This is a genomic window from Chryseobacterium sp. FR054, from assembly GCF_056844565.1.
The window spans coordinates 689,214-714,986 of the sequence record NZ_JBXDSA010000001.1; the positions used below are offsets into that span (position 1 = coordinate 689,214).

Here is a 25,773-nt window from a genome sequence, read left to right on the forward strand (position 1 = left end):
ATACCATCTGAAAAATAAAATCCTTTTTAAGCGTCTTTCAAAATCTCTCCATCCTCCAAAACCACACACTTTTGCCCCACCTCTTCCGAAATCCTCTTCAGATCCTCCTCATCAAACTCCTGCGGAACATAGCATTTTTCATGCGCAAACAATCCGTAATGAATGGGGATCAGTTTTCCGGCATGTAAAAGGCGGGCGGCTGCAAATGCTTCTTTAAGATTGAGGGATGCCGGAACCGGGCTGTACTCCAGGCCAATGATCTCAAAATTTACTACCACCCCATTCGCGGGAAGAAATGCATAATCTATCTTTGGATTTTCTTTTCCCAGCTTCCAGAACCGGTTGTGCCAGATGGTATCTCCACCGTGAAAAATCTTTACGGTTCCGTCGTCTATGATCCACGAAGACTGGATTTCTCCTACTCCATCCATAGCGAACACGGGTTTGAAGGTCATATTGTTTTCAGTGAAAGTTTCATCCAGATCCAGAACGATCATCTCAATATCCCCCATTATTTTTCTGACGAAAGGTTCCAGTTCCGAATAGACAATAAGCTTTCCGTCTTTCTTCAGACACTTCCTGATAACGCTTTTGTCAAAATGATCCAGATGAAGGTGGGTAAAAAGGATATAATCAGCCTGCACCTCATCTGAAAATATGATCACATCTTCCACAGCATCTCCCAGAACAGGTTTATAGTAAGAAAAATCCTCGGCAGCATCTATTAAGATTGTTTTTTGTTGGGATACCAGCTTTATTCCGGCCCAGTTTAGTTTCTGTATTTCCATATTCTTTTTTTACAAAGGAAGGGACTTACGGAGGGCCAGTCAATAAACAAAAGTTAATTAATGAAGTTTGAAGCTGGAGGGTGGAAGTTGTTGAGGCAGCAGCACAACTATATCTCTGTTTTTATCTGACAGTGTGCTATGATGAAGTTTCAGAAAGCAGGAGTCTTCTGTATGTTCAGCTGATTCTTTTTCTGATCCGGCTTAGGGAAATAGGGGTAATCCCGATGTAGGATGCCAGGTATTTTAATGGAATATTCTGGATGTAATGCGGTTTGTTCTTCAGAAGGTATTCATAAAGATCCTGCGGGGTGTTTTTCAGGAGCAGCATTTCTCTTTTCAGAGCTGCACTCAGCTTTCTGCTCAGGTAATAATTCTGTACAAAGCGGCATTCCGGATTTACGGAAAACATTTCTTTTACTTTATCCAGAGGAATTTCCCACGCCAGGCCACTGCTGATTGATTCATATACAGCATCTGCCCCTTTTTCTCCCACAGTAAAAATATCTCCGGGAAAGTAAAAATCTGCACAGACTTCAGTGTCTGTATCCGGTGTGCTGCTGATATAATATTTCCGGATCAGCCCATCTTCAAGCAGATAGGCTTTATTCTCCGGAAATCTGTTTTTCTTTGGAAATTCAACCCTGGCAAACTGATCCCAGACGGGATCATTCTCATCTACATTCAGGTGGTCAAACAGCTTTTTATTAATCTCTGCCACGGTTGAATCTTTATAGTTTACAGTAAATTTTCATCTACAAAATTCGGAAGCGTCACTTTCAGGTTCGGTTCTGCTTCCATTGCTCTTTTAATGGCAAAAACAGCACCTTCATTTCTGGCCCAGCTTCTTCTTGAAATTCCGTTATTCACATCCCAGAACAGCATAGACTTCAGTCTTCTGCCGGCATCTGCACTTCCGTCAAGCAGCATTCCGAAACCTCCGTTGATTACTTCCCCCCAGCCTACTCCTCCACCGTTGTGGATAGAAACCCAGGTTGCCCCGCGGAAACTGTCACCAATCACATTATGAATCGCCATGTCTGCTGTAAATCTTGAACCGTCGTAAATATTGGAAGTCTCTCTGTACGGCGAATCTGTTCCGGAAACATCATGGTGATCCCTTCCCAATACCACAGGTCCGATTTCTCCTTTATTGATAGCATTGTTGAATGCTTCTGCAATCTTCATCCTTCCTTCTGCATCTGCATACAGGATTCTTGCCTGCGAACCTACCACCAGCTTATTTTCCTGAGCGCCTTTGATCCACCGGATATTATCCCTCATCTGCTGCTGTATTTCTTCAGGAGAATTTTGGATCATTTCTTCTAAAACGGCACAAGCAATATCATCGGTCTTCTGAAGATCTTCCGGGTTTCCGCTTGTACATACCCAACGGAACGGTCCGAATCCGTAATCGAAACACATAGGTCCCATAATATCCTGAACATAGCTTGGATATTTAAACTCCCTTCCCAATGTAGGATTTTCAGCCATTACATCGGCTCCGGCTCTGGAAGCTTCCAGCAGAAAGGCATTTCCATAGTCAAAGAAATAAGTTCCTTTCTGAGTATGTCTGTTAATAGCAGCGGCATGTCTTCTCAATGTTTCCTGAACTTTTTCTCTGAAGAGTTCCGGGTTTTCAGCCATCATGGCATTGGATTCCTCAAAGCTTTGGCCTGCCGGATAATATCCTCCTGCCCACGGGTTGTGGAGCGAAGTCTGATCTGATCCTATATCGATTTTCAGATTTTCCTGATCAAATTTTTCCCAGACCTCAACAATATTTCCAAGATAAGCCAGAGAAACGGTTTCTTTATTTGCCTGCGCTTCTCTTACTCTTTTTACCAGCCCGTCCAGATCTTCATGAATTTCATTAACCCATTTCTGATCATGACGGATTTTTGTGATCTTTGGATTCACTTCGGCACATACCGTAACGCAGCCTGCAATATTCCCTGCTTTCGGCTGGGCACCGCTCATTCCTCCCAAACCTGAAGTTACAAAAAGTCCGCCCTGCGGCTCTTTATTTATTTTTCTGAAAGCATTCAGAACGGTAATCGTTGTTCCGTGCACAATTCCCTGCGGCCCGATATACATATAGCTTCCGGCGGTCATCTGTCCGTACTGGGTAACCCCCAAAGCATTGAACTTTTCCCAATCGTCCGGTTTTGAATAGTTCGGGATCATCATTCCATTGGTTACCACTACTCTTGGCGCATCTTTATGTGACGGAAACAGCCCCATCGGATGTCCTGAATACATTACCAGAGTCTGTTCATCAGACATTTCCGAAAGATATTTCATCGTTAGCAGATATTGTGCCCAGTTTGAAAAAACCGCACCGTTTCCACCATAAGTGATCAGTTCGTGGGGATGTTGCGCCACGGCATAATCCAGGTTGTTCTGGATCATCAGCATGATGGCCTTTGCCTGTTCAGATTTCCCGGGATAATCCGAAATGGGTCTTGCTTTCATTTCATAATCCGGACGGAAACGATACATGTAAATTCTTCCGTAATCTTCCAGTTCCTTCTTAAATTCAGGAATCAGTTCCGCATGAAACTCAGGATCAAAATAACGTAATGCATTCTTTAATGCCAGCTTTTTCTCTTCTTCTCCTAAAATTTCTTTACGCTTGGGTGCATGGTTGATATTGGTTTCGTATGGTTTCGGCTGTGGCAGCTGATTGGGAATCCCCTGCTGTATCTGTTCTTGAAATGTCATATTGCTGTTTAAAATTCAATGTTTTGAAGTTTTAAAGATATTCAAATTAGAAAAAATAAGCAACTAATAGAGGGAAAAAGCGGATAGAACCTGTTTATATTTCTAAATTTAATTTTTTGTATCATACTCACATCTTTATCTCAATCACATTTTTTGATTATTTTTTGATTAAAAGATAATTCCAGGCATGGTCTGTTGGATTTCACAAAAAACATCTTACAATCAAATACATATATTTATGAATAAAATTTAGTCAGGATCTGAAAGTATAAGTATGTTTAGAGAATATCAGATAAAAAAACCTCACTGAAACTTCAGTAAGGCTGTTTGAATTTAAGTCAGGACATCATCGTTTTCCTCTTCATGATCATCCGCATTATCGCTGAGACTCCAGTAATTATTTTCTTCATCTTCAGCACCTATTTCTTCCATTTCATCATCATCTTCCGCGCCGGGAATGTCCAGTCCTTTATCAATTTTATCGTCATCTTCCTCGTTCAGGACCGGGTTTCCGTCTCCATCCAGAGGAATATGTTTTTCTTTGTTGAATATATCTTCATCCGGATTATAATCCATCTGTTCGAGTTTCCTGTTCTGTTCGTTAATATTTTTTTCCGGTGCCATGGTAATACGTATTTAAGGTTGATATAAGCAGAACAAAAATAATTCCAAGTTTCAGGTTTTCTATGAATATACTTCCGGATTTGCACAATACGGCATTTTTTCTCCTTTTGAAAAGGCAATTATATTTTCTGCGGCCCGTTTTGCCATTCCGTTCCTGGCTTCAATGGTTGCAGATCCGATGTGAGGCAACACACAAACGGTAGAAAGTGTCAAAAGAGGATCTTCATTTGACATCGGCTCAGGATTCGTTACATCCAGCCCTGCCCCCCAGATCTGTCCTGAGACTATCGCCTGATAAAGATCCTTCTGATGATGAAATCCTCCCCTGGCTGTATTGATGAAAATAGAATTGGGTTTCATTTTTTCAAAAACCGAAGCGTTGAAAAGTTCTTTCTGTTCGGGAGTAAAACTGGCATGAACACTCAGTACATCTGAATTCCGGACCAGTTCTTCAAAGGATACGTAGTCTGCATTCAGTTCTTTTTCTGCGTTTTCATTGCGGTGGCGGTTGTGATAGATGAGCTTCATGTCAAAAGCTTTCTGTGATTTTTTTGCCATTTCAAAACCAATCCTGCCCAGACCGAAAATCCCTAAGGTCTTTCCATAGAGCTCCTGGCCCAGGGCATGCATAGCATCAAATGTTCCCCAGTTTCCCTCTTTTACTTTCTGAAAATTGTAACCGGCCTTTCTTGCTACGGACTGCATCAGTAAGAAAGCAACATCTGAAGTCGCCCGGTTTAAAACATCCGGTGTATTGCCAACCGGGATTCCCCTCCGGTTTGCCTCTTCCATATCAACATGATCAAATCCTACGGAATACAGTGCAATTGCTTTAACATTCGGACAGGCTTCAAAAAAGCTCCGGTCATATTTAAAATCGCCTCCAATATTTAAAATACTGTCTGTGCTTTTACAGCAGTTAAGCCATTCTTCATGTGACAGGTTTTCATTTTCAGGGCATATTATTTCAAGTCCTGCTTCTTTAAGCATGGAGATTCCCACTTCAGGAATTCTTTTATTAATAAAAACTTTCATTCTGATCTTTTAATGGTTTTTGAATAAAAAAACCTCACTTGCGAAAAGTAAGGTTATTTAACTTTAATATTAAAAAATATTTTTTCATCTGAATGTTTTTCTTCTATTGGCTGTACATCCAGACATAAAACAGATACAAAACCGCATTACATGACGGATATAATGATAGGTAATGATCAGATTTATATGATGGAATTCTTATCTGAATTCAATTTTCATTCCGAACTGTATCAAAATATTTAAAATTTATAAGAATTTAATTCATAAAAAAACGGACTGATGTCCGTTTGTATTGATATGACAGGCTTTGTGAGTATATCTGCCAATTCCGTAACTGTTAAAATATTTAATGATTGGTATTTCCAAGCATGGGAACAAATTTATAGGCCCCGAATTCTTCTTTTTCAAACTGTGTGGGAGCCACTTTGGTAAACCTGTATAAAACCTGTTCATCCGAAGGACCTAACGGGATAACCATTTTTCCGCCCACTTTCAGCTGTTTCAGCAATTCGGTAGGAAGAACCGAAGCCCCACAGGTTACAATGATCTTATCAAAAGGAGCAAATGTAGGAAGTCCTGCAAACCCATCCCCGAAACTCTGAAATTTTGGATAGAGATGCATTTCTCTGAGCTTTTTCTTGGAAAAATCAAAAAGGTCCTTTTGTCTTTCTACGGTATACACCAGCCCTTTCATCGCCAGCAGAACGGCAGTCTGATACCCGCAGCCTGTTCCTATTTCCAGAATTTTCTCCCCCGGTTTCACCTGCAGCAGTTCAGACTGTTCCGCTACTGTGGAAGGATGCGAAATGGTCTGTTGGGCAAGAATCGGAAATGCCCGGTCTTCGTAGGCGAAATCTTCAAAAATGCTTTCAATAAAAAGGTGTCTCGGAACTTCGTTCATTGCCGAAAGTACATTTTCATCTGAAATTCCGATCCTATGGCGGAGATAGTCTACAAGGATCTTTCTTTTTCCTTTATGTACAAACGAATCGTTCATCATGGGTGGGATATAGATATTAAGTTGAGATAATCGTTCCTGCAAAAGTAAAAAAACTATCCCTATTGATCAACCTAAAACTCCGGAGTGTTTGTTAATACCTAAAATTATTATCTTTACAGAAATTAAAAAAGCTATGTTAAAAGCAGGTTTGGTAGGTGCCGGACATTTGGGTAAGATTCATTTAAGACTTCTGAATCAGTCTGATAAGTATGAACTGATCGGTTTTCATGATAAGGATGTGGAAAATGGAAAGAAATTGGAAGCTGAATTCGGATATACATATTTTGAAAATTTTGATGAACTTCTGGAGCAGATTGATATGCTGGATATTGTAACCCCGACGGTTTATCATTATGATTACGCATTAAAGGCCATTGAAAAAGGACTCCATTTTTTCATAGAAAAACCGGTTACCCAGACGCTTGAGCAGGCCGAAGAAATTCTTCGCCTGTGCCAGGAGAACGGTATTAAGGCTCAGGTGGGGCATGTAGAACGGTACAATCCTGCCTTCATTGCGACTAAGGAATATATCAAAAGTCCGATGTTTATCGAGATTCACAGGCTTGCAGAGTTCAACCCTCGTGGCACGGATGTTTCAGTTGTTCTGGACCTTATGATTCATGACCTGGATATTTTATTAAGCATCGTAAAATCAAAAGTAAAAAATATTCATGCAAGCGGTGTGTGTGTAGTCAGCAAGACTCCGGATATTGCCAATGCCAGAATTGAATTTGAAAATGGCTGTGTAGCCAATCTTACCACTTCCAGAATTTCGATGAAGGCAATGAGAAAAAGCCGTTTCTTCCAGAAAGACGCTTATATTTCCGTTGATTTCTTAGAGAAAAAAGCAGAAGTGATCAGAATGAAAGATGCTCCGGAAAACCCTACTCCATTTGATATGATCATTGAGAATGCTGACGGGGAGAAGAATCAGATCTTATTTGAATATCCTAATATCCAGGCGAATAACGCTATTCTGGACGAGCTGAACTCTTTTGCCGACGCGATTACTGACGGAAAAAATGTAGAAGTATCCATAGAAGACGGAACTGAAGCATTAAAAGTAGCCCTTGAAATTGTAAAACTGATTTCTTAACCGGGTACTTTACTTATGGCAGGATTTTGTTTTCAGAAACAGAAAGAATGATTTCATCAGATAAAATATTAAGTTTATTTTTAAAGCCGGAACTATGAAAAAATTACTCATTATGACGGGGCTTTTCTGTTTCAGCTTCTTTTCTGCACAGAAAAACCTCGCTTATGTAGAAATAGGCTATTCAAGTATTTGCTGCGGAACTCCTTCCAAAGAACCGGTATTGAATTACCTGAAGCAGTTTGAAAAGAAAAATAAGTCCGGAGCCTTTGAAATTCTTATTGAGAAAGGATTGGGAAGAGAGGGGGAATTCAATTTATATATCGGGATTGACGGACTCGGAAAAAAACAGAAAGATATTTTTATGAGAGGGCTTTCTTCTGCCATATCTTTACAGAATAAGAAAAGAAAGCCTGACAGTGACGGAATTGTCAGCTTTGATAAAGCAGTAAGTGTTTATCAGAATGATCTTATCAACAGAAAAAATTTAACTATCTATAAAAAATAAAAGAAAAAATGATCAAAAACATCGTAGTTATCGGAGCAGGAACCATGGGGAATGGCATTGCACATACTTTTGCACAGAGCGGATTCAAAGTAAATCTGGTAGATGTTTCTCAGGATGCATTAGACAGAGGTCTGAAAACCATTACGACCAATCTTGACAGAATTATAGCAAAAGGCAATCTTACAGAGGAACAAAAAGCCGAAACTTTAGGAAATATCACAACTTTTACGGCTCTTAATGATGCTGTGGGAACGGCTGATCTTATTGTAGAAGCGGCTACTGAAAACCTTGATCTTAAATTAAAGATCTTCGGACAAATGGACGAACTGGCTCCTGCCGGCTGTATTCTTGCAACGAACACTTCTTCTATTTCTATCACGAAAATTGCTGCTGCCACGAAAAGAGCGGATAAAGTGATCGGAATGCACTTTATGAACCCGGTGCCTATTATGAAGCTTGTAGAAATCATCAAAGGGTATTCTACATCTAAAGAAACGTTTGATTCTATTTATGAAATGAGCAAAACTTTGGGTAAAGTGCCGGTAGAGGTTAATGATTATCCAGGTTTCGTAGCAAACAGAATTCTGATGCCGATGATCAACGAATCTATCGAAACCCTTTACAACGGTGTAGCAGGGGTGGAAGAAATTGATACGGTCATGAAGCTGGGAATGGCTCATCCGATGGGACCACTTCAGTTGGCAGATTTTATTGGTCTTGATGTATGTCTTGCCATCCTTAATGTGATGTATGACGGCTTCAAAAATCCTAAATATGCTCCGAATCCGCTTCTTGTAAACATGGTAACTGCCGGAAAACTGGGTGTAAAATCCGGTGAAGGGTTCTATGATTATTCTGAAAGCAAAAAAGCTGAAAAGGTTTCAAAGATGTTTTTGAAATAAATTTTTCGGGATCATTTTTAGCTTAATGAAAATAAAAGAGAAAAATATCCAGACAGCAATGGTCATCATTACGGTAATGATGACCATTTTACGTTTTCTGCTGAATGAAAAAGGGCGGGTAAACCCGGATTCTATCCGGTTTATGAGATTTGCGCATGTGCTACCTGTCATTGACAATACCACCACGCCGACAGGCTATCCTGTCGCCATAAGGCTTTTGACTTATCTGGGTCCTGATGAATTCTGGGGAAGCAAAATTCTGGGGATAGCTGCCTTATTATTTATTGTCTGCTTCTGTCGGATAAAAAACTTTTACAGCAGGGAAGCGATCATGATGAGCGCTTTGTTCGGTTTTGTTTCGCTTTACGCGTACACCATGAGCGAGCCGTTCATTCTTCCGTTTGTTTTTCTGTTTTTGTATACCGCTTCACAGATCATTACCGGAAAACTTGAACAGGGAAAGGCTGTTTTTTATCTGTCCCTTTCCTTAATTGCTCTTTATAATATCAGATACAGTGCCCTGTTTTTTATGGCCGGAACCGGACTTTTCGGGCTGTTGTCCCTGAAAAGAAAATATGGTCCTGCATTTATATTATCCGCCCTCACCGGTCTGGCATTTGTAATCGCATACAAATTCCTGTTCATTGATTATTTTAATGAAAATTACGTTAAAACTTTCCTGGAAACAGGGCTTCACCCTACTTCCAAACTGCTGAGGGAACTTTTTCAGGGACTTACCACTTCTTTCAATCCTTTTATTCATATTGCCGATCCGGGTGGCGGAAAAATCAATTATGCCATTTACGGAATCGGAGTCCTGAATATTGTTTTACTTGTCTGTCTTTTAATAAGTAAAAAACGGTCAGAAACAGAGCGTTTCTTTGTAACCATCGGGACAACTGGTATTGTATGTTCCTATTTCATCCAGTATTTTTATTCTGTCAATGCTATGGATTACAGAATTCTGGGTCCTTTTCTTGTTCCGCTATGGCTGGTTTATTTCAACAGGTTATTCGATATTTTCGGAATTAAAGCCTACCTTATCAGCATGATGAGCATTATGACAGGAATGGTTTTCACCTGGTTATCCAAAGGAAATTATCTTGAAAACAGAAAGGCGGTTTCCGTATTTTTAAAAAGTGAAAAACTGGACAAGGTTCCCCTGAAGTTTTTCATTATGAAAGAGGAAGATCTTGAAAAAATACAGATTGCGGAACTGATCAGTACCGTAAATGCTGATATAAGACCGACTTTCAAACCCCGGGATACGCTTCTGAAAACAACCCTGACACGGCATAAAGTTTTGCAAAAAATTAAAATCGACAAGAATAAATATCAATAATTTTATTATCTTTGATTAAAGTTAAAACATTAAAAAAATGAAATTACCAAAGTTTTTATTAGCAGATAATTCGGAGTTTCCTGAAGATCTATTCGTAGTGCACACAGAATATCCAAGATTTATCTTAAACGTTGAGGAAGAAGAGGTTGAGTGGTTAGATGATCTTGAAGGTGATGATGAAGAAACCATGGCGGATGAAGCTACTAAAGTGGTAGAAGCGGCATTCAAATGGTGCGATGAAGAGTTGGCTAAGTACGACGAAGAAGAGGAAGATTAATAACAGTCTAAACATAAAAAGGAACTCAATTGAGTTCCTTTTATTTTTTATTCCGTTTTGTTGAATTTCAACAGTAAAAGGTTGTCTTTATAAAGTTCTAAGGTATTCCCGGAAATCACATATTTATTAGCTTTTCCCATCATATCCATAAAGTTCTGTTCCACACTCATGCTGTTGCACATCATTTTGGTAGATCCCATCTGCCCTGCAGAGAAAGTCCCGGTTGACGGCTCTACTTTAGCTGTTCCGAAATAGTTGTTGCATCCTGCATTACCATTGATTTTCTCTCCTTCAAAATTCAGGGTAGGAATTTTGCCTTTTACATTATCAGCAAGAGTCCATTTTGTATTGGCCAAAGAAGGCTGCGCTTTTCCTACTTTTGAGGCAGAAGCACTGGTTGCTGCTCCACACGACGCCAAAACCGCTGCCGCACATATACTTAAAAAAAGATTTTTCATTTTTTTCTTTTAGAATTAAATCAAATTTACGGATTTTATATTATTTAAACGGGTTGGGAGGAATTTTATTATTTTTTTAAGAGGTTTATTTTAGGTGATTTTATTAAAAATGTATTCTGATTTGCCACAGATGCACGAGTGATTTTAGTTTTTTTATTCGCTTGCTGATTTTTGAGATTTGTTTTTGTGGGGATTGCGCAAAGGCACTATTTTTTACCAGCTTCATAGGTATAAGACGCTACGATTTTATCTGCGATAAAATTTGATACCGCAAAAGCTTGCTGAAAATCTTTGACTTTCTTTCGTCTCAAAAGCAGGAGCATAGTGAAAAAAAAATTGCGACATTGCGTTTTTCAACTAAAAATGCAATTTGGATTTTATAATAAGGAATTTAAGACAACAAAAAAACGGACTGAAAAGCCCGTTTTAAGTATATGTTGTTCTTTTAATTTAAGATCTTAGTTCTGCGTTGTATTCTTTCTGGAATGCTTTGATCAGAGAATCCATTACTTCTGAGATTTCTTTTTCTTCCAGTGTTTTTTCTTCATTCAGAAGCTCAAAACTCATGGCATAGGATTTCTTTCCTTCCGGAAGATTCTTCCCTTCATACACATCGAAAAGGTTGATGTTTTTGATGAACGGAGATTTATTCTTCTTCGCAGTCTGATAAAGATCCTGATAGTTTACATTTTTATCGATCAGTAACGCAAGGTCTCTTCTGATCCTGTTGAATTTAGGAATATCCATAAACTTCAGGGTATTCTTAGAGCGCAGTTCCTGAGCCATTTCCAGCTCTATTTCAGCATAGAAACATTCCTGGTCAATATCAGCATCTTTCAACAATGCCGGAGCTACTTTACCGATTCTTACCAAAGTTTTTCCGTTCACCTCATATGCTAAAGCATCAGAGAATCTTTCATCGGATAAAGCGGTCTCTTTATAATCCACTGCCAGTTTTTCCAGTAAAACTTTTACATAAGCTTTAAGGTTATAGAAACTTACCGCAGATTTAGGCAGCAGCCAGTTTTCTGCCGCATCTCTTCCGGAAACAAGAATGGCCAGCTGCTTTCTTTCTTCATATTTATCTTTCTTATGATAAATTTTTCCGAATTCAAAGAACCTGATATCCTGGTTTTTTCTGTTGATATTATAAACGGCATTCTGAAGAAGTCCTTCCTGTAAAGATTTTCTCATGAACGCAAGATCTCCGCTCAATGGGTTCAACAGTTTCACGGCATCTGTTTCATCTTTCACAGAAGTGAGCGAATTGTTCATCACCTCGTTGAAGCCCAGGCTCTGTAAAGTTCTCGCCCAGCTGTTTTCCAGTTCATCCTGGTCGTTTGCATTCAGTTTTACAGGGGTAAATGAAATTTTCTGCGGAGCATCGATCTTGTTATATCCGTAAATTCTGAGAATCTCTTCAATCACGTCGATTTCTCTTGTGACATCAGCTCTGTATGCCGGCACGGAAATTTCGAGTCCGTTCTGAATTTCGTTCAGCACCTGGATTTCAAGCGCTTTCAAAATTTCTTTTACTTTCTCTCTGTGAATTTTCGTTCCCAGGATCTGTTCGATTTTAGAGAATCTGATGATCACGTAGCTGTCTTCAATTTTCTTCGGATATTCTTCCAGCAGTTCACCTACAAATTTTCCTTCTGCAATTTCCTGAATCATTGTAATAGCGTGGGTAATCGCTGTTCTTGTAAGATTAGGATCTACTCCTCTTTCGAATCTGAAAGAAGCATCGGTATTCAGTCCGTGGAATTTCGCTCCTTTTCTTACCGCTACCGGGTTGAAATAAGCGCTTTCCAGGAAGATCGTTTTGGTTGCCTCAGAAACTCCTGATTCGGCACCACCGAAAACTCCGGCAATACACATCGGGTTATCTTTTCCGTCTTTGATCATGATCTCGGAACCGTTCAGGGTTCTTTCCACGCCATCCAGAGTCTTGAATTTCGTTCCTTCTTTTACAACGCCTACCTTTACTTTTTTATCTGCGATCTTATCTGCATCAAAAGCGTGAAGCGGCTGTCCGTAACCGTGAAGGATATAATTGGTGATATCTACAATATTATTGATCGGGCTTAAACCGATAGCTTTCAGCCTGTCTTTTAACCAGGCGGGAGAATCTGCAACTTTTACATTTTCTATTACGGCTCCTATGTATCTCGGGCAAAGGGCAGTATCTTCCACCTGTAATGTGAATTCATGAGTACCTTCACCGTTTAAAGCAACGGAAGCCACTTTCTCAAACTTAGATTTCTGCTGGTTGGTAGAAAGAAAAGCATGCAGATCTCTTGCCACACCGTAATGTGACATGGCATCTGTTCTGTTGGGTGTCAGGCCGATTTCAAAAACTTCATCGCTGGTCAGTTCAAAATAATCGGCAAAGTTTTTTCCTGCTTCATATTTTGTTTCATCCAAAACCATGATTCCTCCGTGATCTTCACTTAGTCCCAGTTCATCTTCAGCGCAGATCATTCCCTGAGAAACCTCTCCTCTGATCTTTGCTTCTTTAATCTCGAAAAAGTTTCCGGTCTTGTCATAGATTTTAGTTCCTACAACCGCTACCGGAACGGTTTGCCCGGCTTCCACATTCGGAGCACCGCACACAATGTTCAGAACTTTTCCACTGCCTACATCCACTGTTGTTTTCTTCAGCTTATCAGCATTCGGATGCTTTTCGCACGTCAGTACTTTTCCTACAACAATTCCTTCCAGGCTGCCTTTTACACTTTCAAATTTTTCTATCCCTTCAACTTCAAGACCTATATCGGTAAGGAATTCTCCTATCCTTTCTGTTTTCAGTTCCGTTTTGACATAGTCTTTCAGCCAGTTGTTTGATATTTTCATTTGTTTATCGATCTACTTATTTTACCCGTGAAATGAAACCTTAGATTTCATTTGCTTTATTTTGAACTTTTATTTGAAAAACCCACAAAATAATTTTTGTGTTTTTTCGCGTTACAAATGTCGTGTTTTTTTGAGAAACAGCGAAATTTAGAAACGATTTTAATATGATAAATTCCTTCCATTTGTTTTTGAAATACCGTAACGGAATGTTCTTATTTCTTTATATTAAAAAGCCGGACTTCCTGATGAGCGTACCCTGCAGAACCGCTATGTTGAAAAAAATAAAAAAATCAAAATAAATTGAAGTTCCCAAAAATCGCTCAGATTTCACAGGACTTTTTTTATTCTGATCGTACAGGCTTTTTACTGAATATTCATTCTAACGGTTAATTTTTATTCCACATCAACTAAATTCGGGATCTGGGGCAAAATCAATCGGTCTGCGGCTTAATACTCTCTGGAATATTTCTTTTTCTCCATAAGGTACTCTGCTTTACTTCCATTACCTGTTCTAAAAAGTGTTTTTATGGTCTTCATCAGCTTTTCTTCTGCAAGATTGGGGATATAACATACAAAATGCAGGTGGGGCCCGTTGCTCCAGCCTGTATTCCCGCTTAATGCTATCACATCACCCTTTTTCACCTGATCACCGAGATTCACTTTAACTCCATTCTCCTTCAAATGATAATATTGGGCAAAGGTTCCGTCTGAGTGCATTATTGTAACATAATTTCCTTGTTCTACACAGCTTTTTGCAGGGCATCCTGTATTATTGTGCTGAATAAAATCAGTTACTATTCCTTCTCTGGCAGCCGTAATTTCTGTGCCTTCCGGCATTTTAAAATCAAGGGAGTTTTCATTACGGTGCGAAAAAGCTCCGTTATATCCCTGATGTACTGTGAAAGAATTACCTTTTTTAAACGGCAGGTCGTACTTATAGTCCGAATCATAGGCAGTCTGATTAACATCCCCGATGTACATCGTATAGTCCGGCATTTTTCTTGCGCCCCACTTTTTTGTTTTATCCTTAACAACAAAATAGGCAATCCGGTTTTTTAATGACTGTGCCGGTATAACCTGTACTGCTTTAAAAGCTTCGGGAGCGGTTGCATTTTCCAGTTCGGGTGTTCCGGAAAACACTAAAGACATGGGATAAACCTCCCGGTTGTCTGCATAATAAGCTACCGTATCTCCCCTGCGTTCCTGATATACTTTGATATTTTTCTGTGAAAATACGTGGGTAAACTGTAATCCTGCAATCAGGATCAATATTTTCTTCATGGTTTATTTTATCAAAAAAAGAGACTGAAAATTCAGCCTCTTTTAAGTTTTATTGTATCTGAGATATTATAATCCGATAACCGGCATTGATAACATCAGAATATTTTCACTTTCTTCCAGACCGTCAAGAGGTTCTATAATACCAGGTCTGTTAGGCTGGGACATTTTCATGGTGATATCATCGGACCCCAGAATAGTAAGCATTTCTGTTAAAAATTTGGAGCTGAATCCGATATTGATATCTTCACCGTTATAGTCACAAGGAATCTGCATATCTGCTTTGTTAGCATATTCCGTATCTTCTGCATGGAGGTGAAGGATATTGGCGGACAGCTTAAATCTAACCTGATTGGTGGATTTGTTGGACATGATCGATGCTCTTTTGATCGCTCCCAGTAAAAGGTTTCTGTTGATCGTCAGTACATTTGGATTTTCTTTTGGAATTACCGCAGTATAGTTTGGATATTTTCCGTCGATGAGTCTGCATATCCAGGTATGTTTGCCAAAAGTAAACTTAGCCATATTCTCGTTAAAGTCGATGGTAACGTCTTCATTGGAGCTAGCCAGGATATTTTTGAAAATATTCAGAGGTTTTTTAGGCATGATGAATTCCATCGGTTCGGGATTCATCAGGTCTGATCTCTTGTATACCACCAGTCTGTGGGAGTCTGTGGATACGAAATTGGTTTCGTTTTCGCCAAACTGGAAAAGCACCCCTGTCATTACCGGACGAAGAGAGTCGTTACTTGTTGCAAAAAGGGTGTTGGTTAATGCTTCAGATAAAACACCTGCAGACATGGTCACGCTTTGTGATGCATCAAATTCCGGCAGTTCCGGATAATCTTCTGCGTTATCCAGTGCGACAGCGAAATTATCTTTTTCATCCAGGATCTCAAGCTGGCTTCCTGTTCCTTCTGCATTATCCTTTACAGCCAGTGTTAAAGGCTGTTCTCCGTAGGTCTTGATAAAATCCTGAAAAATCTTAGCAGGAACGGCAAATTTCCCTGAGTCATCAGACTTTACTTCCAGGGACGTTACAAGAGTAGTTTCGCCATCAGATGCTGTAATGGTAACATTATTTCCGTCTAATTCAAAAAGATAGTTTTCTAAAATCGGTCTCGACTGAGAACTTGATATTACGCCACTTACAGTTTGCAGAGCCTTCTGCAGTTCACCACTTGAAATAATAAATTTCATAGATTTAAAAATAATTTTTACAAATATAATAAATAGAAAACAGATTAAAAAAAATAATCCTGAGAGTTATTAACAACCATCAAAAGAATTTTCCAACTGTTTCTATCTCACTTTTTGATGAGGGAAGACAATCCTTCGATGATAAATTTATGAATTTTTTTGTTCAAATAATTATATTTGTCAAGAATATTTTCCCAATGCGAAAACCACCCGTCCATAAAAGTTTTGTTAACGCTTTGCGCGGTGTTTTTCTGATGGCAAAAACGGAAAGGAATTTCCGGATCGAGCTTATTGCCTTTGTCATCAATCTTTTTCTGATCTTTTATTTACAGCTTTCCGCTCCGGATACAGTTCTCATCCTTCTGGTCTGTTTTTCCGTTCTGGGTGCTGAGATCTTCAATACTGCCATAGAGAAGCTCTGCGATATGGTTCAGCCTGATTTTGATAAAAGGATCGGTTTTATTAAAGATATTGCAGCGGGGGCTGTACTTCTGATGAGTATTGCGGCAGCTATAACCGGAATTATTGTGTACAGCAAATATATATTTCTGTAAAAAAGCATGCCGGTGTTTCTATCTGTTGCTAGTCTTTATCGGGCATTTATAAATATTTTTCGATGACAGGTATTGCTATTTCAGCCATTATTCCATAGCCTTTTTCGTTGGGATGAACGCCGTCTGCCGACAGCAGGAATTCTTTGTCGTCAAAAAAAGCAGTGTAAAAATCGATATAACCCAACCCATGATCTGACGCAATATCTTTAAGAATCCGATTGTACACAATAACCTCTTTATTGTATCTTAATTTTCCTGAACTCACTACCACTCCATCTATTTTCTGCGCAAAAGGAAGAATACTCACAAGGTAGATGTCGGAAGAAAATTTTCTGGCTTCTTTAACTGCAGTGATCATATTATTTTTGAATTTTTCATGTCCCACCTCCTGTTTATGATCTTTTACAGCCAGATCATTGGCTCCGTAGCCCAGGAAAACAACATTTCCGTCTGCTGAATTTCTTGCCCTTAATTCGTGAGGCATTCTTTTGAGCAGCCCTTCTGTTGTTTCGCCGCCAATTCCAAGATTAAACAGGATAAGTTCATCACCATTTCCTTCGTGGAATTTCTGGAGTGCATATCTCTTCAGAATATCTACCCATCCACCAAAAACGCCGTCGTATTCTCCATAAGTGATGCTGTCTCCGAAGAACAGCCCGTATACCGTTTTTTTCATTCAATTCCTGTTGTATGTTTATTGATAAGTAAAAATATTAAGAATAAAATGCCGGACAAAATAAAATCCGTCTAATTTACCAGGGTTGTCGTGTAAAATTTTAACGACTGAATATATCTGTGCTGTAATTTTAAAATGGCTGGAAAGCGCAAAGACACAAGGGTTTCAATTATTATAATTCTTTTATGACGAAAGAAAATCCAGGATTTTCAATAAGTTTTAATGGGATTGAGAATATATTTTTATTTTCCCCGATTGTGCAGATCTTTATGACATCGTATCGTTAAAGCAGTACCAATTGCATCAATGAGCCGCTAGGATTTAAAATTCAGATTCAAAAGCAAGGAGCTAAGTAAAAATACTGCTGATATGATCAACGGAATTATTTTTCCGGCAAAGGCCAGACAAAAATTAATAACAGCAAAGGATATTTTTAAGATAAACTATGGCGTAAACTTAGCAGGGTAATACAAAGGCTGATATTTCAAAAGCAAACCTCATTACTCATTACTCATCACCCATCACCCATCACCCATTACTCATTACTCATTACTCATTACTCATTACTCATTACTCATTACTCATCACCCATTGCTGATTACAAAATTAATCATTCCAGCCTGAGTATTATATTCTGATGGGACTGTATGATTTCGACTAAAATCTCAAACAGCGTCTGTCCTTTTCCCTCCGGCAGATCTTTGAGTTTCTGTTGAATCAGTTCAATATTGAAAGGCTTTCCCTGCCTGATTTTATTTTCATAAAATTCCTGTGTAGCCTGTAAGCCCAGATCATTTTTTGATTTCCCGGATTCCTTCCAGATGATCTCTGTTTCTTCATTATTTTCAAATACTCCGAAACCGCCGTACAGGATATCATCAAAGCCATCAAGTGTTCCGACTTTCCAGTCCGTATCTTTCATCAACACGCTGGAAACTTCGTCATAGAAACCTTCCAGAGACGAAAAATGACCGCCATTGATGACGATCATTTTCTTTTTATTATTTGAAGTATTCAATTTCATTTCAAATGTATTTTTACTTAAAAAAGTGTATGAGATAAGCCAATATGACTAAACAATATTTGTAAGTAACCATTCCTAAAAAGAAACAGATAAAACTCTTAACATAATTGATGACTTTTCTCTCTCCAAAAAACTGTCCAATAGCAAAAACTATATAAGCCTGTCCAAAAAATGCGCCAGTTTGGGCAATAATTAATGAATCAGTAAGTTTTGCTGGCAATAAAAAAAACAAGAGAGAAATAAAAAATACACCAAAAACATAAGATAGTAATACAAAGATTTCGAATATATTATAACCTTTTTTATAAAAGAAAATTTTTGTCCAAATGGCCATAAAAAAACCAATTATCATAGCAGAATAGCCAAGATGAGAATCTACCCAGTTATTTACAACTTGGGTGTCAAGATTATTTTGCCATTCCGATGTTTTTCCAAATCCTTTTATGTTAAATATGGATATTTCAATATGAAAAAAATGAATAATTAAGGTGTAAATAACTGCAGAGAAAACCAAAAATACAATAGGTTTTACATACTTTTCACGATTTTCTCCAAGATATTCTCTTACTGCTTTTCCCGGATGTATCAAAACTTCTTTAAAGGTAAAAGGAAAGCCTTTGTCAAAATGTAAAAGGTGTTGTATCTCATGAGAAATATAATGCGCGTCTATTCTTTTGATTTCTTTTTTAGGTCCAGAAGAATGCTCTCCGTTCATTGGTTATAGTTTTTTTCTAATTGTAATGATACAAAAATATGAACTTATTTGTTAGGTCATTATTAAAAACCTCATAGAATAAGGGTATCTATGAGGTTTGATTTAATTTATTTGAAGTATTCAATACCGTTTCTGAATATATTGTGATAATTCGCGGCAGGAATATTTTTCATGAGGCCTTCTGCAAAGCGTTCCGGGTGTCCCATTCTTCCGTAGATCTTTCCGCACGGGCTGGTGATTCCTTCAATTCCGAATAATGAGTTGTTCGGGTTGAACGGCATTCCGTGGGCTATGTTTCCGTCCGGATCGATATACTGTGTTGCAATCTGTCCGTTTTCATAAAGCTTCTGGATTTCTTCTTTTGAAGCCATGAAACGTCCTTCACCGTGGGAAATCGGAATGGTAAATTCCTGATCTTTCATTCCTTTTAACCACGGGCTTTCATCGTTCACCACTCTTACTGTCACCATCTGTGAAATATGTCTTCTGATCGCATTGTGAGCCAATGTAGGAGAGTTTTCATCCAGGTCTTTGATTCTACCGTACGGCAGGAGTCCTGATTTCACCAATGCCTGGAATCCGTTACAGATCCCGATGATCATTCCGTCTCTGTCCAGTAATTCGTGAACGGCATTTTTCATTTTTTCGTTTTTCAGAACATTCACGATGAATTTTGCGGAACCATCCGGCTCATCACCTGCTGAGAATCCTCCGGAGAATGCCAGAATCTGGGACGTTCTGATCTCTTCCACCCATGCATCGATGCTTTGGTCCAATAACTGGTGGCTGATATTGATTAAAGGTAAACTGCTTACCACAGCACCTTCTTTACGGAATGCATTCAGGGTATCGTATTCACAGTTGGTACCCGGGAATACCGGAGCAAATACTTTAGGCTGTGCGATTCCGTGTTTTCTGATGATGATATTTCTTGGGGTGACTGAGTTTGATTTTTCGTCAATTTCAACCGTAATTTTTTCTTTTTCTGCTGTTGGGAAAAGGTTTTCGAATGTACCGGTGTAAGCTGATTCAAGATTTGAAATCTGAAATTTGACATTGTTGATGGTTACCACTTCATCCGCAACTACTTTTCCAATCATCTGAAGATTTACAGTGCTTAGCTCTTCTTTAGCTTCGATAATTAAGCTGCCGATATTTTTAGCCAATAAGGTATTTTCATCCGCATTGATTTCGGCTCCCAATCTGTTTCCAAAGCTCATTTTTGCCAGTGCTACTGCAACACCACCGTCTTTCACTGTTTTTACAGAAACGATCTTTCCTGACTTAACGTTTTCAAAGATGAATCCATACACTTCTTTTAAGGCCTCATAGTTTGGAAGGCCGCTTTCCTGAGCGATATGATTAAAGAAATAGATTTTATTTCCGGCGGTTTTAAATTCCGGAGAAATGATATTCTGTTTTTCTCCGTTGGCACATGCAAAAGAAATCAATGTTGGCGGCACATTCAGATCCTGATAGGTTCCGCTCATAGAATCTTTTCCTCCGATGGCAGCCAGCCCCAGGCTGATCTGTGCATCATAGGCGCCCAGAAGGGAAGCTAAAGGTTTACCCCATTTTTCAGGGTTCTGTCCCAGTTTTTCAAAATATTCCTGGAAGCTTAATCTGATGTTTTTATAATCACCTCCCATAGCCACGATCTTCGCAACGCTTTCTACTACTGCGTAAGATGCTCCCAGCAATGAGTTCTGTTTTGAGATTTCAGCATCAAAGCCCCAGCTTGCCAGAGAAACGGTTTTAATATCTTTTGCTCCTAAAACAGGCAGTGTCTGAACACTTCCTTCCATTAAGGTCTGCTGGTATTTTCCGCCTAAAGGCATTGCGACAGTAGTTGCACCTACGGAAGAATCGAACATTTCGAGTAATCCTTTCTGGGAAGCTACGTTTTTGTCTTTTAGTATGTTCAGGAAGCTTTCTTCTGTGAATGCTTCCACGGTTTCTTTTACTTCTTCTAGGTGGGTAATTTTCACTTCCTGAGACTTTGAACATCCGTTGGTATCCAGGAATGCTCTTGAAAGATCAACGATCTTATTTCCTTTCCAGAACATCTGCATTCTTCCTGAATCTGTTACTTTTGCCACTTCTACGGCTACAATATTTTCAGCTTCACAGAATTTAATGAAGAGTTCTTTATCTTTCGGATCTACTACTACCGCCATTCTTTCCTGAGATTCTGAAATGGCAAGTTCGGTTCCGTTCAATCCTTCGTATTTTAAAGGAAGTACATCCAGGTTTACTTCCAGGGAGTCTGCAATTTCACCGATGGCTACGGAAACTCCCCCTGCCCCGAAATCGTTTGATTTTTTAATCAGTCTTGTCACTTCCGGATTTCTGAACAGTCTCTGAATTTTGCGTTCTTCCACAGCATTTCCTTTCTGAACTTCGGAACTCATGGTATGAATAGAGGTTTCGTCCTGTTCTTTTGAACTTCCGCTGGCCCCCCCAACTCCGTCACGTCCGGTTGCTCCTCCTAAAATAATGATGGAATCGCCATTAGCCGGTTTTTCACGCCTTACCCAATCTACGGGAACGGCTCCGGCTACAAATCCTACTTCCATTCTTTTGGCTTTGTAGCCCTCATCATAGATTTCGGAAACCATTGTTGTTGCCAGACCGATCTGGTTACCATACGAAGAATATCCGTTGGCGGCCTGCTTTGTGATGGTTTTCTGAGGTAATTTTCCCGGTAAGGTTTTGTCTACGGATTCTAAAACGTCGGCAGCTCCAGAGAGTCTCATTGCCTGGAACACAAAAGATCTTCCGGATAAAGGGTCTCTGATGGCACCTCCCAGACAGGTTGAAGCTCCTCCGAACGGTTCAATTTCCGTAGGGTGATTGTGGGTTTCATTTTTGAACAGCAGGTACCACGGTTCTTTTTTGCCGTCGTATTCTGCTTCGATCTGAATGGTACAGGCGTTGATCTCATCGGAAATCACGAGATTGTCCAGATTCCCTGTTTTATGGAAATATTTACCGCATACGGTGGCCAGATCCATCAAGGAGATTGGCTTCAGTTCACGGCCTAAGAATTTTCTTTTTTCGATATAGTCATTGAAAATAGTTTCCAATGTATGTTTGAACTTCCCTTCAAACTGAATGTCTGACAATTCCGTTTCGAAAGTGGTGTGACGGCAGTGGTCACTCCAGTAGGTGTCTAAAACTTTAAGTTCTGTTTCGGTAGGATTTCTCTGTTCTGTTCTGAAGTATTCCTGAATGAACTTCAGGTCATCCAGTCCCAGGGCAAAACCGTGATTATTGTAGAAATTTTCAAGTTCAGCATCATTAAAACTGATGAAATTTTCATGAACCAACACTTCTGAAGGGGTTTCATCGGCAGGAATATCCAGTACGGACAGGTCTTTTTCCTGAGATTCTACTTTATTGATCAGCAGGTCTTTGATTTTAACAAGGTCTGATTCAGAGATTCCTTCAAATTCAATAAGCTTACCGCTTCTTACTTTTGATTTTTCATTTTCCGTCAGCAATGCAATACACTGCTGGGCAGAATCTGCTCTCTGGTCATACTGTCCGGGTAAAAACTCCATTCCAAAGTGGATTTTTTGTGCCGGGTTTCCGGTGTGTAAAATATCCGTAACAGGGTCTACAAAAGTGTTATATACTACTTTTTCAAATTCTCCGTCATTCAAACCGAAAATATCGTACACATTGTATACTTTCACGCTTTGAACGGCAGGAACCACCGCTTTTACTTCATCAAAAATTTTTGGACTTTCCACATCGAAAATTCCTCTTTTTTCTACGAAAATTCTTTTGTTTTTAGACATTAGATGTCAGATTTTAATATTAGATTTATTTATTCTTTTTACTTTAAAGCACCAGTGTCAGATTTCTATCCGGAGTTCCGTCCGCATTGGAAGCTCTTTTAGGAGCATTCACCCAGGCGGTCTTGTTCAGTACAAATTTAAAGGAATATGTCTTACCTTTTTCAATTTTGGATATGGGAACTTCCAGTTCGAACCGGTTTTTATCTTTTTTCGTCATCCGGTATTCTTTATTTTCAGGATTCCAGTCATTGAAGGAGCCTGCTACTGCAATGGTATTAAGCAATCCGGCATCCGCATTTTGGGGATGGATATAGCTGAACACAACGTTATTTCCTTTTACAGAATACCCGTACACTTCTTTTTTTGCTGATGATGAAGTAAGGTCTTCCATGATTTCTGAAGCACTGTCCAGAAGTACAAATCCGCCCCCGTCTACACCGATATTGACAATCATACAGATTCCTATATTCAATTCAGGGTATACCGTAAACCAGGTCTGGGTTCCAAAAGAGCCACCATGTTTAAATCCGACTTTTCCGAATTCACTGATGTAATAGTCATCCCAAAGATAGCCCTTCCAGCTTTCTTTACTGTTCTCTATATTTTTATGGGTTTCCTGAACAACCTTGTCTTTTGAATACATTTCATCTTTCAGAAACTTCATCAGATCTCCGAGAGTTGATTTTGTTCTTGCTCCTGTAGAACCCCATAAATTCGAGGCAAAATGAGGCATTAACTGATGATCTCCGTTGTATCCATTGGCTAATGTTTCATTTTTCCCCAGGGTGAACTTAGTATGCTTCATCCCTAATTTTGAAAAAACATTTTCATTGAAAAGCGTTTCTACCTCTTTACCATAGATATTTTCAAGGATATGTCCTGCCAGTTCAAGACTTAGGTTGCTGTATTGATATTTAAATCCGGGAACGGTATCCAGTTTTACCTGCTTCAGATCTTTTAAAAACTGGTCTTTGAAATAGCCAGCTTCACGTTCCATTATTAAAAAAGGGCTTTTACCCGTCCAGTTTTTACCTCTCAAATCATCTTCATCAGGCAGGCTTCTTGGTAATGCTGTAGTATAAGAAAGAATATTTCTGACTTTTACAGGAGTTCCGTTATATTCTAAATTCCGGTAATCGTCTTTAAGATATTTCCGAATGTCATCATCAAGGCTAATCTTTCCTTCCAATACTGCTTTAGACAGCATCTGACCTGTAAAAAGCTTGGTAACTGAAGCTATTTCAAAGTAGGTATTATCATTTGCCCGGTTTCCTTTTCCTTTATCGAGTTCACCAAAATGTCTGGTATAGACTTTCCCATCTTTTATGATTCCGATGGACACGGAATAGGCTCCTGATTTTTCAGCCAGTTTTTTTGCATTTGCTTCAATGATTGAATATACCGTCTTTTCACTCTGTGAATAGCTCTTCACAAAAGTCAGAATAAATACAAGTGCCAATACATTTTTCATCAGGCTGATTTTTTTTCTAATTAAAGTGTGAATATTAAGTTCTTATCCGGTGTACTGTCTGCATTGGAAGCTCTTTTAGGAGCATTCAGCCAGGCGGTCTTGTTCAGTACAAATTTAAAGGTATATGTCTTCCCTTTTTCAAATTTGGATACGGGAACCTCCAGTTCGAACCGGTTTTTATTTTTTTTTGTCATCTGGTAGTCCTTATTTTCAGGGTTCCAGTCATTGAAGGAGCCTGCTACTGCAACGGTATTGAGCAGTCCGGCATCTGCATTTTGAGGGTGTGTGTAGCTGAACACAACGTTATTTCCTTTTACAGAATACCCGTACACTTCTTTTTTTGCTGAAGGGGCTGCGAAATCTTCAACCATTTCACCCACAGCGTTCTGAAGTATGGGATATGTAGTGGGTGTACTGTTGTTGATGATCACACAGATTCCCATTTTAAACTCGGGATAAATGGCAAACCATGTTTGTGTGCCGAATGCTCCGCCATGTTTATTGCCTACCTTTCCGTATTCACTGATGTAGAAGTTATCCCAGAAGTAGCTGTGCCAGTTTTCCTTGCTGTCATCAATATTCCGCTGTGATTCCAGAATGACCTTGTCTTTTGAGTACAGTTCATCTTTCATAAATTTCATCAGGTCTCCCATACTGGAGACGGTTTTCATTCCTGAGGAACTCCACAGGTTTGATTCAAAATGCGGCATCAGTTTTCCGTCGTAATATCCATTTGCGACAGGTACGGTTTTGCCTGCTCCGAATCTGGTATGCTGCATTCCCAGTCTGGAAAAAATATTTTCACTGAAAAGGTCTTCCATGCTCTTCCCGTATACATTTTCCAGAATAACACCCGTCAGTTCCAGGCTCAGATTGCTGTAATTATATTCTCTTCCCGGAAATCCTTTGAGTTTTACATTTTTTAAATCTTTGAAAAACTGTTCTCTGGAATAAGATGCAGACAGATCTCTCAGTTGAAACGGCGTTTCGCTCGTCAGGTTTTTATAAAGAGCTTCATCATCAGGTAATGTCCGTGGTAAAGCGGAATTGTAAGCGATAAAGTTCCTGATCTTAATCGGGGTACCGTTGTATTCCAGATTGGGATAGTCTCCTTTCAGATATTTTCTGATATCATCATCAAGATTAATCTTTCCGTCCACCACTGCTTTTGCCAGTAATTGTCCGGTCATCACTTTGGTTACTGAAGCGATCTCAAAATAGGTATTGTCATTGGCTTTATTGCCTTTTCCTTTGTCTATTTCACCGAAATGTCTGGTAAAGATTTTTCCGTCTTTCAAAATTCCGACGGAAACAGAGTAAGCTCCTGATTTTTCAGCTATTTTTTTGGCGTTTGCGTTGATGATAGAATAAACAGCCTTATCATTCTGTGCGTAATTCTTTGTGAACGCTAAAGCCAGTACCAATACGAATATGTTCTTCATTGATTCTCT

22 protein-coding genes are annotated in these 25,773 nt (G+C 39.2%); 6 read left to right on the forward strand and 16 right to left on the reverse strand.

Features of this window, described 5'->3' with window-relative positions; translation table 11 throughout:
- Positions 1–26 precede the first annotated feature (26 nt).
- From AC106S_RS03485 to AC106S_RS03510, 6 genes are all read right to left on the reverse strand, one after another.
- A complete protein-coding gene (locus AC106S_RS03485) occupies positions 27–788 on the reverse strand; it encodes an MBL fold metallo-hydrolase (protein WP_482437744.1) in 762 nt (253 codons plus the stop codon).
- A gap of 175 nt (positions 789–963) precedes the next feature.
- A complete protein-coding gene (locus AC106S_RS03490; RefSeq protein WP_482437745.1) occupies positions 964–1,506 on the reverse strand; it encodes a Crp/Fnr family transcriptional regulator in 543 nt (180 codons plus the stop codon).
- Between the two features lie 17 nt (positions 1,507–1,523).
- Positions 1,524–3,509, reverse strand: coding sequence for a urocanate hydratase (locus AC106S_RS03495; RefSeq protein ID WP_482437746.1), 1,986 nt, complete (start codon positions 3,507–3,509; stop codon positions 1,524–1,526).
- A 333-nt stretch (positions 3,510–3,842) separates the two neighbouring features.
- Positions 3,843–4,133: a hypothetical protein gene (locus tag AC106S_RS03500; protein ID WP_482437747.1), complete on the reverse strand. Its 291-nt coding sequence runs from the start codon at positions 4,131–4,133 to the stop codon at positions 3,843–3,845.
- Between the two features lie 60 nt (positions 4,134–4,193).
- Complete coding sequence (locus tag AC106S_RS03505; RefSeq protein WP_482437748.1) at positions 4,194–5,168, reverse strand: 2-hydroxyacid dehydrogenase; 975 nt, start codon at positions 5,166–5,168, stop codon at positions 4,194–4,196.
- A gap of 346 nt (positions 5,169–5,514) precedes the next feature.
- Positions 5,515–6,165, reverse strand: coding sequence for a protein-L-isoaspartate(D-aspartate) O-methyltransferase (locus AC106S_RS03510; RefSeq protein WP_482438414.1), 651 nt, complete (start codon positions 6,163–6,165; stop codon positions 5,515–5,517).
- A 136-nt stretch (positions 6,166–6,301) separates the two neighbouring features.
- Between AC106S_RS03510 and AC106S_RS03515 the strand changes: the two genes are divergently transcribed.
- From AC106S_RS03515 to AC106S_RS03535, 5 genes are all read left to right on the forward strand, one after another.
- On the forward strand, positions 6,302–7,264 hold the full coding sequence (locus AC106S_RS03515) for a Gfo/Idh/MocA family protein (protein WP_482437749.1): 963 nt from the start codon (positions 6,302–6,304) through the stop codon (positions 7,262–7,264).
- A 94-nt stretch (positions 7,265–7,358) separates the two neighbouring features.
- A complete protein-coding gene (locus tag AC106S_RS03520) occupies positions 7,359–7,769 on the forward strand; it encodes a hypothetical protein (RefSeq protein ID WP_482437750.1) in 411 nt (136 codons plus the stop codon).
- A gap of 11 nt (positions 7,770–7,780) precedes the next feature.
- Complete coding sequence (locus AC106S_RS03525; protein WP_482438415.1) at positions 7,781–8,671, forward strand: 3-hydroxybutyryl-CoA dehydrogenase; 891 nt, start codon at positions 7,781–7,783, stop codon at positions 8,669–8,671.
- A gap of 25 nt (positions 8,672–8,696) precedes the next feature.
- Positions 8,697–10,013, forward strand: coding sequence for a hypothetical protein (locus tag AC106S_RS03530; protein WP_482437751.1), 1,317 nt, complete (start codon positions 8,697–8,699; stop codon positions 10,011–10,013).
- 37 nt (positions 10,014–10,050) lie between these two features.
- Positions 10,051–10,290 carry a hypothetical protein gene (locus AC106S_RS03535; protein WP_002977986.1) on the forward strand — a complete coding sequence of 80 codons (240 nt, stop codon included), beginning with the start codon at positions 10,051–10,053 and terminating at the stop codon, positions 10,288–10,290.
- A gap of 47 nt (positions 10,291–10,337) precedes the next feature.
- On the opposite strand, the gene AC106S_RS03540 is transcribed toward AC106S_RS03535, so the two are convergent.
- The 4 genes from AC106S_RS03540 to dnaN all read right to left on the reverse strand — a co-directional run bounded on the left by AC106S_RS03540 (position 10,338) and on the right by dnaN (position 16,079).
- Positions 10,338–10,748, reverse strand: a complete 411-nt coding sequence (locus tag AC106S_RS03540; RefSeq protein ID WP_482437752.1) for an META domain-containing protein — start codon at positions 10,746–10,748, stop codon at positions 10,338–10,340.
- Positions 10,749–11,198: 450 nt separating this feature from the next.
- Entirely contained in the window at positions 11,199–13,601 is a 2,403-nt protein-coding gene (gene pheT / locus AC106S_RS03545; RefSeq protein ID WP_482437753.1) for a phenylalanine--tRNA ligase subunit beta, read from the reverse strand.
- Positions 13,602–14,048: 447 nt separating this feature from the next.
- Positions 14,049–14,882 carry a M23 family metallopeptidase gene (locus tag AC106S_RS03550; RefSeq protein WP_482437754.1) on the reverse strand — a complete coding sequence of 278 codons (834 nt, stop codon included), beginning with the start codon at positions 14,880–14,882 and terminating at the stop codon, positions 14,049–14,051.
- Between the two features lie 66 nt (positions 14,883–14,948).
- Entirely contained in the window at positions 14,949–16,079 is a 1,131-nt protein-coding gene (gene dnaN, locus AC106S_RS03555) for a DNA polymerase III subunit beta (RefSeq protein WP_482437755.1), read from the reverse strand.
- A gap of 197 nt (positions 16,080–16,276) precedes the next feature.
- Here dnaN and AC106S_RS03560 point away from each other — a divergent pair, with 197 nt between their 5' ends.
- The gene (locus AC106S_RS03560; RefSeq protein ID WP_482437756.1) at positions 16,277–16,633 is read left to right on the forward strand and encodes a diacylglycerol kinase family protein; all 357 of its coding nucleotides are present in this window, start codon (positions 16,277–16,279) and stop codon (positions 16,631–16,633) included.
- A gap of 46 nt (positions 16,634–16,679) precedes the next feature.
- Here AC106S_RS03560 and AC106S_RS03565 read toward each other — a convergent pair whose 3' ends face one another.
- The 6 genes from AC106S_RS03565 to AC106S_RS03590 form a co-directional block, all read right to left on the reverse strand.
- Positions 16,680–17,309 (reverse strand): SGNH/GDSL hydrolase family protein, encoded by a 630-nt coding sequence (locus AC106S_RS03565; protein ID WP_482437757.1) that lies wholly within the window; start codon positions 17,307–17,309, stop codon positions 16,680–16,682.
- A gap of 610 nt (positions 17,310–17,919) precedes the next feature.
- Complete coding sequence (locus tag AC106S_RS03570; RefSeq protein ID WP_482437758.1) at positions 17,920–18,333, reverse strand: barstar family protein; 414 nt, start codon at positions 18,331–18,333, stop codon at positions 17,920–17,922.
- A gap of 13 nt (positions 18,334–18,346) precedes the next feature.
- Positions 18,347–19,048: a DUF3667 domain-containing protein gene (locus tag AC106S_RS03575; RefSeq protein WP_482437759.1), complete on the reverse strand. Its 702-nt coding sequence runs from the start codon at positions 19,046–19,048 to the stop codon at positions 18,347–18,349.
- A 107-nt stretch (positions 19,049–19,155) separates the two neighbouring features.
- Positions 19,156–22,851, reverse strand: coding sequence for a phosphoribosylformylglycinamidine synthase (locus tag AC106S_RS03580; RefSeq protein ID WP_482437760.1), 3,696 nt, complete (start codon positions 22,849–22,851; stop codon positions 19,156–19,158).
- A gap of 43 nt (positions 22,852–22,894) precedes the next feature.
- Entirely contained in the window at positions 22,895–24,322 is a 1,428-nt protein-coding gene (locus AC106S_RS03585) for a serine hydrolase (protein WP_482437761.1), read from the reverse strand.
- Positions 24,323–24,342: 20 nt separating this feature from the next.
- Positions 24,343–25,764: a serine hydrolase gene (locus tag AC106S_RS03590; protein WP_482437762.1), complete on the reverse strand. Its 1,422-nt coding sequence runs from the start codon at positions 25,762–25,764 to the stop codon at positions 24,343–24,345.
- Positions 25,765–25,773 lie beyond the last annotated feature (9 nt).